The 15,673-nt window shown below is 50.9% G+C and carries 15 protein-coding genes; 11 read left to right on the forward strand and 4 right to left on the reverse strand.

All coding sequences use genetic code 11. The annotated features are described in order from the left end of the window. Nucleotides 1-31 precede the first annotated feature (31 nt). Both E5354_RS07815 and E5354_RS07820 read left to right on the forward strand, forming a co-directional pair. Nucleotides 32-745, forward strand: a complete 714-nt coding sequence (locus E5354_RS07815) for an SAM-dependent methyltransferase (RefSeq protein WP_123394910.1) — start codon at nucleotides 32-34, stop codon at nucleotides 743-745. Between the two features lie 2 nt (nucleotides 746-747). Then, nucleotides 748-1,770 carry an MBL fold metallo-hydrolase gene (locus E5354_RS07820; protein ID WP_135947090.1) on the forward strand — a complete coding sequence of 341 codons (1,023 nt, stop codon included), beginning with the start codon at nucleotides 748-750 and terminating at the stop codon, nucleotides 1,768-1,770. Between the two features lie 90 nt (nucleotides 1,771-1,860). Here E5354_RS07820 and E5354_RS07825 read toward each other — a convergent pair whose 3' ends face one another. Beyond that, nucleotides 1,861-2,877 carry a malate dehydrogenase gene (locus E5354_RS07825; protein ID WP_123394912.1) on the reverse strand — a complete coding sequence of 339 codons (1,017 nt, stop codon included), beginning with the start codon at nucleotides 2,875-2,877 and terminating at the stop codon, nucleotides 1,861-1,863. Between the two features lie 232 nt (nucleotides 2,878-3,109). On the opposite strand from E5354_RS07825, the gene E5354_RS07830 reads away from it, so the two are divergent. The 3 genes from E5354_RS07830 (at nucleotide 3,110) to E5354_RS07840 (ending at nucleotide 5,229) form a co-directional block, all read left to right on the forward strand. Then, nucleotides 3,110-4,147, forward strand: a complete 1,038-nt coding sequence (locus E5354_RS07830; RefSeq protein ID WP_246863769.1) for an NAD-dependent epimerase/dehydratase family protein — start codon at nucleotides 3,110-3,112, stop codon at nucleotides 4,145-4,147. Continuing rightward, entirely contained in the window at nucleotides 4,144-4,422 is a 279-nt protein-coding gene (locus tag E5354_RS07835; protein WP_123394914.1) for a hypothetical protein, read from the forward strand. Before E5354_RS07830 ends, E5354_RS07835 begins: the two co-directional genes overlap by 4 nt. A gap of 300 nt (nucleotides 4,423-4,722) precedes the next feature. Then, nucleotides 4,723-5,229, forward strand: coding sequence for a DUF6291 domain-containing protein (locus tag E5354_RS07840; protein WP_135947092.1), 507 nt, complete (start codon nucleotides 4,723-4,725; stop codon nucleotides 5,227-5,229). Between the two features lie 163 nt (nucleotides 5,230-5,392). On the opposite strand, the gene E5354_RS07845 is transcribed toward E5354_RS07840, so the two are convergent. After that, complete coding sequence (locus E5354_RS07845) at nucleotides 5,393-5,608, reverse strand: hypothetical protein (RefSeq protein WP_123394916.1); 216 nt, start codon at nucleotides 5,606-5,608, stop codon at nucleotides 5,393-5,395. A gap of 94 nt (nucleotides 5,609-5,702) precedes the next feature. Continuing rightward, the gene (locus E5354_RS07850) at nucleotides 5,703-6,842 is read right to left on the reverse strand and encodes a dipeptide epimerase (protein ID WP_123394917.1); all 1,140 of its coding nucleotides are present in this window, start codon (nucleotides 6,840-6,842) and stop codon (nucleotides 5,703-5,705) included. 202 nt (nucleotides 6,843-7,044) lie between these two features. Between E5354_RS07850 and E5354_RS07855 the strand changes: the two genes are divergently transcribed. The 6 genes from E5354_RS07855 (at nucleotide 7,045) to E5354_RS07880 (ending at nucleotide 13,224) form a co-directional block, all read left to right on the forward strand. Then, nucleotides 7,045-8,730, forward strand: a complete 1,686-nt coding sequence (locus E5354_RS07855; RefSeq protein WP_123394918.1) for a phosphoethanolamine transferase — start codon at nucleotides 7,045-7,047, stop codon at nucleotides 8,728-8,730. A gap of 96 nt (nucleotides 8,731-8,826) precedes the next feature. Next, nucleotides 8,827-10,470: a dipeptidase gene (locus tag E5354_RS07860; RefSeq protein WP_123394919.1), complete on the forward strand. Its 1,644-nt coding sequence runs from the start codon at nucleotides 8,827-8,829 to the stop codon at nucleotides 10,468-10,470. 1 nt (nucleotide 10,471) lies between these two features. Beyond that, nucleotides 10,472-10,945 carry a preQ(1) synthase gene (queF, locus tag E5354_RS07865; protein ID WP_123394920.1) on the forward strand — a complete coding sequence of 158 codons (474 nt, stop codon included), beginning with the start codon at nucleotides 10,472-10,474 and terminating at the stop codon, nucleotides 10,943-10,945. Between the two features lie 12 nt (nucleotides 10,946-10,957). Continuing rightward, a complete protein-coding gene (gene queC / locus E5354_RS07870) occupies nucleotides 10,958-11,623 on the forward strand; it encodes a 7-cyano-7-deazaguanine synthase QueC (protein WP_135947094.1) in 666 nt (221 codons plus the stop codon). Between the two features lie 15 nt (nucleotides 11,624-11,638). Beyond that, complete coding sequence (locus E5354_RS07875) at nucleotides 11,639-12,730, forward strand: hypothetical protein (RefSeq protein ID WP_135947096.1); 1,092 nt, start codon at nucleotides 11,639-11,641, stop codon at nucleotides 12,728-12,730. Nucleotides 12,731-12,894: 164 nt separating this feature from the next. Next, nucleotides 12,895-13,224, forward strand: coding sequence for a hypothetical protein (locus E5354_RS07880; protein WP_135947098.1), 330 nt, complete (start codon nucleotides 12,895-12,897; stop codon nucleotides 13,222-13,224). 169 nt (nucleotides 13,225-13,393) lie between these two features. Here E5354_RS07880 and xyn10D/fae1 read toward each other — a convergent pair whose 3' ends face one another. Further along, complete coding sequence (xyn10D/fae1, locus tag E5354_RS07885; RefSeq protein WP_135947100.1) at nucleotides 13,394-15,547, reverse strand: bifunctional endo-1,4-beta-xylanase/feruloyl esterase; 2,154 nt, start codon at nucleotides 15,545-15,547, stop codon at nucleotides 13,394-13,396. Nucleotides 15,548-15,673: the final 126 nt, after the last annotated feature.

Consider the following 15,673-nt stretch of genomic DNA (forward strand, 5'->3'; position numbering starts at 1 on the left):
TAAATTTGCAAATTGTAAATCAATTTGTATTATGGACCGGGACATTCCGACAATCTATCTTATTCCCGTTACGCTTGGCGATTCGCCCGTTGACCGTGTGCTTCCCTCCTACAATCTGGAGGTGATTCACCGCGTAAGCTACTTTATTGTCGAGAATGTGCGCTCGGCGCGAAGATTCCTGAAGGCATGCGACCGTTCCATTGACATTGATTCGCTCCATTTCAGCGAGCTGAATCAGCACACGGCTCCCGAGCAGATTCCAGCTTTGCTTGGTCCTGCCGAGGAGGGGCACGACATTGGCGTGATTTCCGAAGCCGGATGTCCGGCCGTTGCCGACCCGGGTGCCGATGTGGTGGCTATTGCCCAGCGTCGAGGTTATCGTGTGGTTCCGCTTGTAGGCCCTTCAAGTATTCTGCTGTCGTTGATGGGTTCCGGTTTTAACGGTCAGAGCTTTACGTTCAACGGTTATCTGCCCATCGACCAGTCGGCGCGTACCGCCAAAATGCATGAAATGGAGCGTCGTATCATGAGGGAGAATCAGACTCAGATTTTCATCGAAACTCCCTACCGCAACAACAAGCTGATTGCCGAGCTGTCACGCACGCTGCCGCAATCGCTGTTGCTTTGTGTCGCATCCGACATCACTTGCTCCCGGCAGAGCATAATCACTCAGCCGCTGTCCAAGTGGGCCCGGGCCACATATAACTATGATAAGATTCCAACCATTTTCTTGCTCTACAAATAACTATGGCGAAACGCATCAATTTTTCATCACATGATATGCCAGGCCTTTTTGACGACTTTGAGTCGTCGATGCCGGTGCATCCCGATATAGAACGACATGCCAGGCTTGCAGGACTGACCGGTGGCCAGGCTGAAGTAAAGGTCGACGGCGACCCGCTCGGCCCGGTAGTGGTCAAGCCTGTACCCAACAAGATTGTGTTCATGTCATTCGGCAGCGGAAGCAGCGGCAACTGCGCCTACATAGGCGATGCGCGTTCTGGATTCCTGATCGATGCAGGGGTCGATTGCAAGCGCATCGAGCGCGGACTTAATGAGTATGGCCTCGACATGAACCACGTGAAGGGTATATGCATAACCCACGACCACAGCGACCACATGCGTTACGCTTACTCGATCGTGCGCAAATATCGTCACATAAGGCTCTACTGCACGCCGCGCACCCTTTCGGGCATATTGCGCCGTCACAGCGTGTCGCGACGCATAATGGACTATCAGGTCAATATCTACAAGGAGATTCCGTTTGCTGTCGATAACTTCACATTCACAGCCTTTGAAGTGATGCACGACGGCAGCGACAATGCCGGATTCTATGTCGAGCACGACAACAGGGCGTTTGCATTTGCCACCGATCTCGGATGCATATCGGAACGCGCCGACTACTATATGTGCCGGGCCGACTACCTGATGATTGAAAGCAACTACGACCTCAATATGCTTAGGTTCGGCCCCTATCCCGAGTATCTGAAGGCGCGCATAATGAACGTCAACGGACATCTTGACAACCGCATGACGGCCGAGTATCTCGCGTCGATTTATACCGATAGATTGTCCTATGTGTTCCTGTGTCACCTTAGTCACGACAACAACACTCCCGAGATTGCGCTCAACGAGTCGCGCACGGCGTTGGAGAATATCGGCCTGAAGGTGGGCGGCGGAATGGATTCGCCCGACGACATAGGCGCCGACATACAGCTCGTAGCGCTTCCGCGCTTCGATTGCTCGCGACTCTACACTCTCAGGATATAGAGTGATACGGGGCTATATGAAATAAAGGAGGCCTGCGCATCTTTTGACTTGCGCAGGCCTCCTCGTTATGAAGCATCTTATGTAATTATTTTATTTGTCGGTGGATTCGTCAACGTATTTGTTGAGTTTATGCCAGTCCTTGATGGGAGGAATAATGCCCATTTCGATTATCTCGTCACGGAGCTTGCACAAGTGCTGGTAGCTCTTTTCCATCTCATCCTGCTCTTCGCGTGTTCCTGTAATCTCCTTGCACTTGACGCCGTCCTTGCTGATGGTTGTTTCCATGGCCATCATTATATGATGATACTTGGCGTCGTTTACATAGGTTCCTGCTGGCCAGCGGAAAGGCTTTCCGCCCATCGCGGCGGCAATCATCTCTATCGACAGGTAGGCCGGGCTTTGGAACGACGACCTTCCTCTAAGATCGATGATGTTCTTTCCTCCCTGTATCACACGCACCTTCATCTCCTCCCACTCCTTTTCGGGCAGGGCTTCGGTGCCTATGATTTCAGTTAGAGGCTTGCCGTTGACGGTTGTCGTGGAGGCAAACACTGCCATCTGTTCGCCGTGACCGCCGTAGGTGCGGGCGTTTACTATGTCGTCGGCGGGAATCTTGAAGTACTTCGACAATTCACTGCGTAGTCGGGTGCTGTCGAGTGCTGCGAGAGTGGTTACTTGCGAGGGTTTGAGTCCCGAGTATAACAGAGTGATAAGTCCGGTTATGTCGGCGGGGTTGAATATGACTACGATGTGTTTTACATCGGGACAATAAGCGCGCACATCCTTTCCAAACTGTGCTGCGATTTCGGCATTGCCCTTCAGAAGGTCCTCGCGGGTCATTCCGGCTTTACGGGCGGCGCCGCCCGACGATACGATGTAGGATGCTCCGGTGAGTGCCTCTTTGATGTCTGATGTGTAGGTTATGTTCATTCCTTCAAAACCACAGTGGTAAAGCTCCTCGGCTACACCTTTAAGAGCCGGTTCAAAGGGATCGTATAGGCATATGTTGGGAGTGAGTCGCATCATTGCCGCTGTTTGTGCCATGTTGGAACCGATCATTCCGGCAGCTCCGACAATGGTCAGTTTTTCATTTGTTAAAAAGCTCATAGAACAAAATGTTTTTATGTTGATATTAATATGGTTATTGCTGATTGTTCTATATTCATAACATAGTCGTGTCGATTTTGTTTGCTTATGACTGTTATGTAATGTTGTTTTTCTGATAATTTTACTTTTGCTCTCAACTTATTCGTATCGATGGCTTCGCCCAAGATGCTCATGTTAGGCAATGCTCAAATAAATTTGGCATTGCTCTCAACTTATTCGTATCTTTGCAATTATGAAACGAGTATTGATTATTGGTGCCGGAGGTTTCATCGGCGGTTTTATTGCCGCCGAGAGCTTGAGGCGCGGTTACGAAACATGGGTGGCTGTGCGTGAATCAACTTCACGCAGGTTTCTCGACGATCCGAGGTTGCAGTTTGTTGTTCTTGACTATGACGATTCGGTTCAGATGCAACAGGCTCTCTCCGAAGCACTTCCTGCCGGTGAAAAGTGGGATTGGATTGTATATAATCTCGGAGCGACCAAGGTGACCAACTACTTCGACTTCAACCGTATCAACTATATGTATCTTAAAAGCGTGGTTGAAACTCTCAAGGCCATTGACAAGGTGCCTGAACGGTTCCTTTATATGAGCAGCCTCAGTGCTCTCGGCCCCGGTGATGAAAAGGGATATGCGCCTTATACTTCACGTGACATTCCCAATCCCAATACACGTTACGGGCTGTCGAAGGTGAAGAGTGAAACGTTCTTGGCCATGACTCCCGACTTTCCGTGGATTATATTCAGGCCCACAGGCGTTTACGGCCCTCACGAGCGCGACTATCTGATGATGATAAAGAGCATCGACCGTCATTGGGATTTCGGTGTGGGCTATCGCAAGCAGATGCTTACATTTATTTATGTAAGCGACCTGGCTGCGGCGGTGTTTGACGCGCTGCAGCGTGGCAAGACCGGGAAATCCTACCTCATAAGCGAGCCTAAAGCCTATACGCAGAGTCAGTTCCGCCGCATCGTTGCGCGTGAGCTTGACAAGAAGTGGGTGATTCCCGTGAGATTGCCGCTGTGGGCCGTCAAGATTGCCTCGATAGTCGCCGAGAAGTATGGCGTTGCCAAGATGAAGCCGTCGACGCTCAACTCCGACAAGTATAGGATTATGAAGCAGCGCAACTGGAATGTCGATGTGTCGGATGCAGTGGCCGATTTCGGTTTCAATCCGCAATTTGATCTTGAGCGGGGCATAAAGGCCACAGTTGAGGCTTACCGTAAGGAGCAGGCCGAGGAAAAGGAAGCTAATAAAAAATTGAAGAAATGAGTACCGACAATTACAATCGTCCGCCGCTGTGGTTCATAATCGTCATAATCGTGATGATGTTGCCGCTTTTTTCATGGCCGTTTGTCATGACATCGCTTGATCCGGCCGACGAGGATAGCACAAAATGGCTTATGACCGTGATATTCCCGATTTATGCGATATTGTCGGGATATTATGCCTATAAATGCTATGCTCAACGTAAGGAGCTGAGCATCATTCTTTTATGTATATTGCTGCTCTCTTATGCGGCAATAGGATTCTACTTATATTGTTAAAAATTGTGAAACATAGCGATTTTTATTCCGAAAACTATGTTTTATAACATAAAAAGCATTACCTTTGCAATGTGTTTTTCATGGTATTAGATTTAAGGTTAAGGAGATTATTTGTCGTGAGACAAATAATTTTTTTATACCCCTACCGTAACGCTCTTTTATAGGTCGGATTTTGTCTTCGTGCCACAACACAAGCCATGTCGTGAAGCTCACGCCATGTAAGCAAGGAATTGCACTTCGCGACATTATGGGGTGAAATCGGGGGTTTCGGCGCACTATATTTGCAGGAAAAAAGTAACTATGGAAAATACATCGAAAGTACATGTCCGCCGAGGCCGGGGATTAAAGTTTGATCAGGAGTGGAAGGATGCAGTCGACCGCCTTCCCAAGCATTACCGCGATGAGATATGCGCCGCAATCGAGGCCTATCAGCGCGACTTGACGGTAATTGAAGTTTCGGAGGGCGTTCCCCGCGCCATATTCATGCTCATCATGCCCACGATACGCCGCCGCTATCGTGCCCGTGAGCTTCGCCGCCTCGCCCGCGATCGCAAGGCCGCATCACAATCCCGCCGCCAAGAGGTCGAGCAAAGACCCTCGATAGTCCGCAACATTTCGGCGCAGCCCAGCCCCGCAATGCAACCTAAGCCCGCAGTGCAGTCTGACCCTGTGAAGGTGGTTAAGCAACCGGAATCGGCATCTCCTGCCCCGGCAACGGTGCCAAGCGGCCAACCGGGCAAAAGCACGCTTGAAAAACTCATCGCCCACAGGTCGCGCCGCCGCAACCGCCATAAGCACCGTCGCTAATCCAACACCCGCAAATCCCCGCGTTAGCGCAAAGCTGCAGAGCCGCTTAATAATGTTAGGCCCGCGCAAGGACGCTGTTAGGCGTCCGCAGCACGGGTATAGGGTATGGGGTATCGCGCAATAAAAAGGAGGGCTGCGTTCGCTGCCCAATAACCTCGCATTATTAGATGTAGCAGCCGATTACGGTGATGATTGTGCCGGCGATTATCATGCCGAAGCCGATTGCCCTCTTCTTCAGCCACTCAGCTTTAAGCTCCTCCTTCACCATGGGCATTCTTTCGGCTGACTTGAATGCATTGCGGTACTTCATCGACCATATCATCAGCAATATGGCTCCTATTATATCGATGGCCAGGCCGGCATATATCACAATATCCATAACAATTACGTTTTTAAATGAAAACAAGCGATTTTACAAGTTTGTTTTGAGCCTTGTAAATCGCTTGTGTATCTCGGATATTGCCGATGGATTGCTATCCTTGCATTTTGGGAAGCACACCGATGCCGGGACGGTCACGGGGTATTGTGACTTTACCGTCGACGATTTTCATTCCGTCGAAGCAGTCGTTGGTTATGAGCAGGTTGCCGTCAAGGTCGGCCCAGTCGACCATCGGTGCCAGCTGTGAGGCCGCCGATACTCCACACGAAGTTTCGGTCATGCACCCGAGCATCACCTTCATTCCCATTGCGCGAGCCAGAACGACCATTTTGTAGGCTTCGTGCATTCCCGTGCTCTTCATCAGCTTTATATTTATGCCGTCGAAGGCACCTGCCGCGCGAGCCACATCGGGTAGGCGCTGCAGAAACTCGTCGGCAATGATTGGCAGCGGGCTTCGCTCGCGCAGCCATGCGGTTTCATCGATCATCTCCTTAGGCATGGGCTGCTCTACGAAAAGACAGTTGCGCTCGGCGAGCCAGTTGCACATTTCAAGTGCCCGGTACTTGTCGTCCCACCCCTGATTTGCGTCGACGCATATCGGACGGTCGGTCTTTGAACGAATCACATCAACAAGTTCGCGGTCGTTGTCAAGTCCCATTTTTACCTTAAGCACATTGTAGGGCGAGGCTTCATCCACCTTTTGGCGTACAACCTCGGCGGTGTCGATGCCGATAGTGAATGAGGTGTCGGGAGCCTTGTCGGGGTTGAGTCCCCATATCTTATACCACGGCTGCTGCATTATTTTGCCCGTAAGGTCGTGCAGAGCTATATCGACCGAAGCCTTTGCCGCGCGATTGTCGGGAGCCACGGAGTCCATGTATTCATGTATCTCCTCGATTCGGAACGGGTCGGAAAATTGCGACAGGTCGAGCAGCCCGAGGAACTTGGTTACGCTCTCGATGCTTTCGCCGAGGTAGGGAGGCATCGACGCTTCACCGTAGCCTATAAGCCCGTCATACTCTATCTGCACCTGCACATCGGGGGTTGTGGTGCGGCTCGATTTGGCCAGATTGAAAGAGTGACGCAGCTGTAGCTCGTAAGGCTTGAATGAAAGGTTGAGCTTTCCGCTGCGCGCAGTGTGGCGTGTCGGAGAGCCAAATGCCGACAATGATATAGGGGATGAAGCGGCAACAAGTCCGAGCCCGGCCGCTTTCAGGAAATTCCGTCGATTCATAGCTGTAGGATTAGTTTGGCTCAAAGTTACGATATTTTTGCATCTTTGCTGTGATATTGAATTAAAAATCGGGAAAACAGGCTCGAAACTATTGTCGGTAACGCTTTACTGATGATGTCATAGAACGATTTAGGCGGGTTGTGTGTTACATAATCGAAAGGCTCGTAAAACAATTGTAACGAGCTGTAAAGAGGGATCGATTATGACACGTTCAGCTACAATATTAAGCAAACTGCTGTTTTTCGGTATGCCGGCAATAGCCATCATACCAAATCTTATATTGTGGTATACCGAGGGGCTTGATCTTATTCAGGGATTGGCAAGTGTGCTGTTGCCTTTCGGATTATATTGGCTCATCATGTCGTCGGCCATCCGGATCGGGCGATGTGCCGTGTGGTTTGCCATAGTGCTGCTGCTTGCCGCATTTGAGATAGTGCTTCTCTATCTTTACGGTAATTCGGTGATTTCGGTCGACATGTGGATGAATCTGTTTACGACCAACTCATCGGAGGCCGGTGAGCTGCTTAACGGGCTCTGGCCGATTATAGGCTTAATGTGTGTGTTGAGCCTGCCGTTGGTTGCTATAGGTGTCATTGCGCTTGTGAAGAAGTGGCGTGTGTCGGGAACATTTCTTTGTGTCAACCGACGCATAGGATTGATGATTGCTTCAACCGGTGCGGTTTTGTGTGGGGTGGGATATTTTGCGGGATCGCCTGTCGTACCCCACAATCAGGTGTTTCCGATCAATGCGCTTTACAATTCATGGATTGCCACGCAGCGTGCCGTGGCCACGATGAACTACGACAAGAGTTCGGGCAACTTCGAGTACAGCGCCGAAAGCTGGCACTGCGACATAGCCCCTGAGGTGTATGTGCTCGTTGTGGGGGAAACATCACGAGCCGACAACTGGCAGCTGTTCGGATATGAGCGGAAAACCACTCCGGGGATCATGGATGCCAATGGCCTTGTAGGTTTCAGAAAAGCGATGAGCGAGTCCAATGTCACGCATAAGAGCGTGCCGTTGCTCCTTTCGCCCGTATCGTCGGAGTCGTTCGGCGACTCGATCTATTTCGTAAAAAGCGTGATAACCGCATTCAAGGAAGCCGGATTTCACACCGCGTTCATATCCAATCACAGGCGCAACCACTCCTTCATCGACTTCTTTGGAAGTGAGGCCGATACCTGTATATTCGTAAAGGAAATAACAAATGACGACTCTACCCCCGACATGGAGATGCTCTCCTATGTCACCGAAGAGATGCAACGGGGCCGACGACGACTGATGATAGTGCTGCACACCTACGGCTCGCACTTCAAATACAATGAAAGGTATCCGCGTTACTATGCGCGTTTCAAGCCCGACCGCATCAAGGAGGTAGGCCCCGAAGGGCGTCAGAGGCTGTTGAACTCCTACGACAACACCATAGCCTATACGGCCGACTTGCTCACAATGCTGATGAATGAAATTGAGGGCTCGGGCTATCGCGGGGCGTTGCTCTATACGGCCGACCACGGCGAGGACCTGTTTGACGACGGCAGCAACAAATTCCTCCATGCGTCGCCGCGTCCATCCTATTATCAGCTTCACGTGCCGTTTATCGTGTGGCTGTCGAGTCGTTACATCGAAGCCTATCCCCATGTATTGGCGAGAGCTCTTGAAAACCGCGACAAAAACGTGTCGTCGAGCGCGTCGTTTTTCCACACCGCGCTTGAACTTGCCGACATACGCACTCCGTGGTTCAATCCCGCGCTGTCGGTGGTTAACACGCGCTACACTCTGCCTCAGCGGGTGTTCCTGAACGACCGCAATCATGGTGTGCTGCTGCGTGATGCGGGATTGAATACCGGCGACTACACCCGTCTTGACTCGGCCGGCATCAAATATTGACACTTTGCAGGCGCTTGTCGTTTGGCTGTTAGGCATAAAAGAATTATCTTTGCATATAGCCCGCAAGGGAGGATTATGTAAAACGATAATTGAATTATGCTTAAAAGAGTAATAGCAACAGCGGCGGTTGCAGCGGCCGCCATCGGCTCGGCACTTGCATGTACAAGTCTTATCGCCTCCAAAGGCGCGACAGCCGACAACAGTGTCATGATAACTTACGCTGCCGATTCCCACACATTATACGGTGAATTGTATTCACAGCCGGCCAAGGATCATCCCAAGGGTGCCATGCGCAAGGTCTACGAGTGGGACACCGGCCGTTATCTTGGCGAAATACCCGAGGTGGCTCACACCTATGCAACCATAGGCAACATGAACGAGCACGGCCTTGCCATAAGCGAAAGCACATGGGGCGGCCGCGAGGAGCTTGTCGACACTACCGGAATCGTCGACTACGGTTCGCTCATATACATAACGCTTCAGCGTGCCAAGACCGCACGCGAGGCCATAAAGGTGATGACCGACCTTGTGCGTGACTACGGTTACTACAGCAGCGGCGAGTCATTCTCGATAGCCGACGGCAAGGAGGCCTGGATAATGGAGATGATAGGCAAGGGCGGCAAGAGCAAAGGTGCAGTGTGGGTTGCACGCCGCATCCCCGACGGAATGATTTCGGGACACGCCAATCATGCACGCATACACACCTTCCCACTGAAGGACAAGGAAACTCTATATTCGCCCGATGTCATCGACTTTGCCCGCAGTCAGGGTTACTTCGACGGCAAGGACGAGGACTTCGACTTCTCCAAGGCCTACGCCATAACCGACTTCGGCGCATTGCGCGGATGTGACGCTCGAGTGTGGTCGTTCTTCGACAAGCACGCCAAGGGCATGGACAAGTACCTCCCCTGGATAATGAACGGCGAGGGCGAGCCGATGCCCCTGTGGGTGAAGCCCGACTCGGTGGTCGATGTGCGCAACATGCAGTGGGCTATGCGCGACCATTTTGAGGACACTCCCTTTGACATGACTAAGGATGTGGGCGCGGGTCCCTACAAGGTGCCTTACCGCTGGCGTCCGATGACATTCAAGGTCGACGATGTTGAATACACCAATGAGCGCGCTATAGCTACGCAGCAGACCGGATTCTCATTCGTGGCTCAACTGCGTGACAATGTTCCCGATGCAATGAAGGGTGTGCTGTGGTTTGGCGTGGACGATGCCAACACTTGCGTATATGTGCCCATATATTGCTGCGTCACCAAAGTGCCTTACTGCTATGCCCATGGCAACGGCGACATGCTCACCCTGTCGTGGGATGCCGCATTCTGGGTGCATAACTACGTGGCAAATCAGGCCTATAACCGTTACTCGCAGATGATACCCGACATACGCCGCGTGCAGAACGGTCTTGAGGATTCGATTGCTTCGGCTGTCAAGGTCGTTGAGGCCGAGGTGATGACATTGCCCAATGTGCGTCAGCGCGAGGAGCTGTCCAATTTTTCCGATTTTTGGGCCAATCACTCAACCAAGGAGTTCAAGAAGCTCGGCGATTATCTGCTTGTGAAATATATCGACGGAAACATCAAGCGCGAAACCGAGCCGGGTGTGTTCAAGCGCACTCCCGAGGGAATGTGTGCATCGCCTGAATATGGCGGATATTCCGAGGACTACTACCGAGCAGTGGCCAAGGATGCCGGTGAACGATTGAAAGTCATTGATATAAAGGCAGGCAAATAATATGTCACGCACTGATAATGAGATGCCGGGAGTTACACTTCTCGGCAATCAGGCTACGAAATATCCTTCGGAGTATGCTCCCGAAGTTCTTGAAACGTTCATCAACAAGCATCCCGACAATGAGTATCTTGTGACATTCACCTGCCCCGAGTTTACTTCATTGTGCCCCAAGACCGGTCAGCCCGACTTTGCGCGCATAATCATCAACTACATTCCGCGCGAAAAGATGGTCGAGAGCAAGAGCCTGAAGCTCTATCTGTTCAGTTTCCGCAACCACGGCGACTTTCATGAGGATTGCATCAATATAATAATGAAGGATCTCGTGGCGCTGATGAATCCGCGTTACCTGGAGGTGATAGGGCTCTTCACTCCCCGTGGCGGAATATCGATATATCCCTTTGCCAACTATGGCGACGAGGAGCATCAAGATATGGTGAAGGCACGTATGCTTGCATCGTTTCGTAACGATTTTTAGATTGAAACAAGTATGAAAAAAGATGCTGTAATGGTGTTGTCTGGAGGCATGGACTCGGTGACGATGCTGCATGACTATGCCGACGACATAGCTCTTGCCGTAACATTCGGTTACGGCTCCAACCACAACGCGCGCGAAGCCGAGTGTGCCCGGTTGCATTGTGAGCTGACGGGTATAGAACTGATTGAGATCGACCTCGCTTTCATGGGGCGTTACTTTGAAAGCTCGCTGTTAAGTGGAGCCGATGCCATTCCCGAAGGGCACTATACGGCCGACAACATGAAGTCGACGGTGGTGCCGTTTCGCAACGGCATAATGCTTGCCGTGGCCGCCGGACTTGCCGAGAGCCGAGGCCTGAAAGCGGTGATGATTGCCAATCACGCCGGCGACCATGCCATATATCCCGACTGCCGAGCCGGTTTTATCGACGCCATGGGCAAGGCAATTGCCGAAGGCACATTTGACCGACTTGAGCTTAGAGCTCCCTATACGTTACTCACAAAGAGCGACATTGCGCGTCGCGGTAAGGAGCTTGGCATTGACTATTCGACCACCTACTCCTGCTATAAGGGACGGGAACACCATTGCGGAAAGTGCGGCACATGCGTCGAGCGTCGTGAGGCACTTGCCGATGCCGGAATTGTCGACACCACCGTCTACGACAGCGATCTGTTATAACACTCACAAGGAATTATGCGGTTTCCCGATTGCCGACATATAATATTGCAAAATATCCGTCATGTTATGGTTGTCACGGCGGCGTTGTCGGCCGTTATCGGGACATTGTCGGCCGGAGCGACCAATATCGTCACCTACACCCTTCTTGACAGTGTGACGACAACCGCCGATGAGCTGATAATGACATTCAGGAGGATATGCAACGAGAACGACCGCACCAACATCCTGTTTGACCTAACATCGTCAAACTCCTCATTCACGATCTATAAAGTGGAGTGGACCAACGGTGGTGTTCTCAACGAGCCATTGGAACCGTTTTCGCTGATAGCTCAAGGCGATGAGATTGAGGGTAAAAGTTCACGCTGGCACATTTCGCTTGACTTTCCCTTTAGTAACGCTTTTCACGAAGAAGATGTGCTGTTGCTGACCACCGATCGCGGTGTCATATATTGTCCCACATCCAGGGCCGGTCAGTTGCAGCGAACTATAGACCTGTTGCGTTATGACTACGAGAAGGAGCTTGACAGCACAAAGCGCAGTTCACGTAACGCATGGGCAATACTCGGCATTGTCGTGTGCATGGCCGTTGTTGCAGGCGTGATTGTCGGTATAGTAGTGCGCCGACGGTTTGTCAGGAAGCGAAAGGAGATTGAGGAGCTGTCGTTGCTTGTCGTTGAGCGCTCCGACCGCAATCGCGAGCTGCAGGCAAAAATAGATGCGCTCTACGGTAGCCGCCTCGATACACTCAATATGCTTTGTAACGAATACTTTGAAAAAAACGAATCGGATAGAGTAAAACTGTCGCTTTACAATGAAGTCGAGAAACACATTCTTGCGTTACGTGACTCCAAAAGCGTGACCCAACTGGAAGATATTGTCAACACATATCTTGACGGAATAGTATTGAAGGTCAGGGAACAGATACCTTCGCTCAGTGCGGGTGACATAAAATTCCTCACCTATCTCTATGCCGGATTTTCGCCTCGTGCGGTGTGCATATTCACTGACATAAAGATAAAGAACTTTTATAACAGGCGTAGCCGGTTGAAGGAGCGTATCCTTGACTCCGGAGCACCCGACAGGTTGCTTTTCGTGTCTAAAATGTAGACCATAACCCGTTGATTTATAAAATGAGGAATCGAGCTTTTGTCCTCTTGTTGATTATCAAGTGTTTATGTCGTGAATTGAGGACAATTTCCGGTCTCCGATTATTGCTGAGAACTGTTGATGACGCTTAACTTTGTGGCATCAAATACAAAACAGTTTGCAATATGAAAAAATTAATCATGCTTTCATTGCTCGTAATGAGCACACTCGCAGCTTCGGCTGAAATTAAGTTCCAGGGTATCGACAACAATGGTGCGACAAATGTTATGCTCACCGATACCGATGCTCCCGATGACGCAAAAATAACCGATGCCGTCTTATACTGTAACGGCAAGGAGTACCGTGCCAAGAACATAAGATGCAATGTTGTGGCCGGTGTGGCGGTGTATAGGCTGCAGTTCAAGCGGCTCACGGTTTTCAGCGGTTGCAAGGTTACGGTAACCGTCAACGGCAAGAAGACGACGGTTGACATTCAGAAGCACCTTATACACTGATAGGCTGTCGGGCTGCGGACGCATAACAGTGTCCTTGCGCTTACCCGAATCGATACGCTGCTTTTGCGCTGACGCTGAGCTGTCGATGGAGGAGAGCTGATAGTATAAAGAAATGGGGCTGTGCCAAAGTTGACACAGTCCCATTCTATAAAGTGGAGGTGGGGTTCGTTTATTTCTTGAAGAGCAGGGGAGCCATTTCCTTGAGGCTGCGACGCCATGTAAGGAATTCGTGAGCTGTTCCGTCAGAAACGTAAGATACGGCGTTGAAACCGGCAGCCTTCAGATCCTCAACTGACTTCTTGACGCCTTCGGGATTCTCCTTTGAGCCGCAAGAGGTGAATATCAGTCGGGGCTTTACATCCTTGAGGTCGGAGGGTGAGTATGTGCCGCCGCTGAAAAGTCCGTAGTAGTCAAATACTTCGGGACGGGCGAGGGTGATGTTCTTGGTTTCCATACCACCCATCGAGAGGCCGGCCATAGCGCGGTTTTTCTTGTTGGGGATAGTGCGGAAGTTGCTGTCAATGTAGGGAATCAACTCGTCAACCAATACTGTTTCAAAGTCCTTGGGATTGAACGAACCGATTGTTCCGTGACGGGCTTCGTTGGTCATACCGTAGGTCATAACGATGATAAACGGCTCGCACTTGCCTTCGGCAATGAGGTTATCCATGATGAGGTTGGCGTGACCCTGGTTGGACCATGCTGTTTCGTCCTCACCCCAGCCATGCTGCAGATAGAGCACGGGATATTTCTTCTTGGTGTTCTTGTTGTATTCGGCGGGAGTGTAAACGAAAGCTCTCTTCTGCAATCCTGTGCTGGGAGAGTTGAAAAGCACCTGCTGAACGTTGCCGTGAGGTACATTCTTGGCAGCATAGAAGTCGCGGTCGTGTGCGGGAATCTCGATACCGCTCTCCCAACGGGTTGAGCCGTAGTAGTTGTTGGCACCGGGATCGTTAACTGTAGCACCGTCGATAGTGAAGTGGTAGTAGTGGAATCCTTCGTCCATGGGGCCTTCGGTAGTTCCGGTCCATACACCGTCCTTGTCCTTATGCAGAACTGTTCCACCGCGTCCACCGAGTCCGAGGCTTACGATAACCGACTTGGCATCGGGAGCGTCGATGCGGAAACGGGCATATCCTTCCGAGTTGACCATGGGATACTGCTGTCCGGGCTGATTCAATTCGCTCGGCTTGAAGTCTTCCTTGGGAACGTTGTTGTCAAGAGCAGGATTGAAGTTCTTTACTGCATAGTAAGCTTTCTTGGGCTTGAGGTTTTCATCGTAGAGAAGGGGATGATTGTTTACACCCAGCCAAGAGTCGCCGTCGCAGAGGTTCCAGAGTGTTACGTTGTCAATAACATCTTTGTGCTTGCGGAATACACGGAAAATGCGTGCATACTGATCCTCCTGAAGAGTTGAAAGGTAGGGAGCCATGGCTTTGTTTTCGCCACGAGAGAACTGAAGATTTCCGCCCATCTCCTCGTTGCAACGTACATCAAGCTCGGTGATGTGGATGTGCTTTACGAGTTCCGAATACTTGGTGAGGGCTGAGTCGATGTCCTCGGGTGTGGGACCGTAGATGTTGTAGTGGCCCTGCATGCCGATACCGGTGATGGGAACACCTGCAGCCTGCATCTTCTTTACCATGTTGTAGATGCGGTCGCGCTTTGCGGGAACGGCTGCATTGTAGTCGTTATAGAAAAGAAGGGCGTTGGGGTCGGCCTCGTGGGCAAATTCAAATGCCTTGGCAATGAACTCGTCGCCGTAGAGCTTGTAGAGCTTGCTCTCGCGGTAGGGGTTGGGTTCACGACCTCGGAATCCGCGGCCGGCATCGGACATTGCTTCGTTTACAACATCCCATGCATATACAACATCCTTATATCGGTTAACCACTGTGTGGATGTGGTCACGCAGGCGAGCGTAGAACACTTCCTTGGGCACGGGGTTGCCTTTTTCATCATTCATCATCCAGTCGCAGAACTGTGCGTGCCATACGAGGCAGTGTCCGCGCAGCTTGATTCCGTTCTTGCGGCAGAAGTCGGCAATCTTGTCGGCGCGTTCCCAGTTCCATACACCTTCTTTCGGATGCAATTCACCCGATTTCATGTCGTTCTCAGCAGTGATGCTGTTGAACTCCTTTTTGATAAGCTCCATTTGTGCGGGGTCGGATACGTTGCGCTGGTTTACAGCCACACCGATGGTGAAATAACCATCGTAAGCATCCTTGAGGCTCTTGGGGCCATTGTCCACTTGTCTGCCAAATTGAGCAAACGCTGATCCTGCCATGAATACAGCAAGCAGAACCGATAAGCATGTTCGTTTCATTGGTAAGTAGTTGTTAATGATTGATTTAAATATTAAGGGTTATTTTTAGGCATGGATAAACGGCTTTTTTAAGCCAAACATGACATTAGTTAGACCGATGCATGTTCAAAAGGTTTAACACATTTC

Source organism: Muribaculum sp. NM65_B17 (assembly GCF_004793735.1).
Taxonomy (GTDB): Bacteria; Bacteroidota; Bacteroidia; order Bacteroidales; family Muribaculaceae; genus Muribaculum; species Muribaculum gordoncarteri.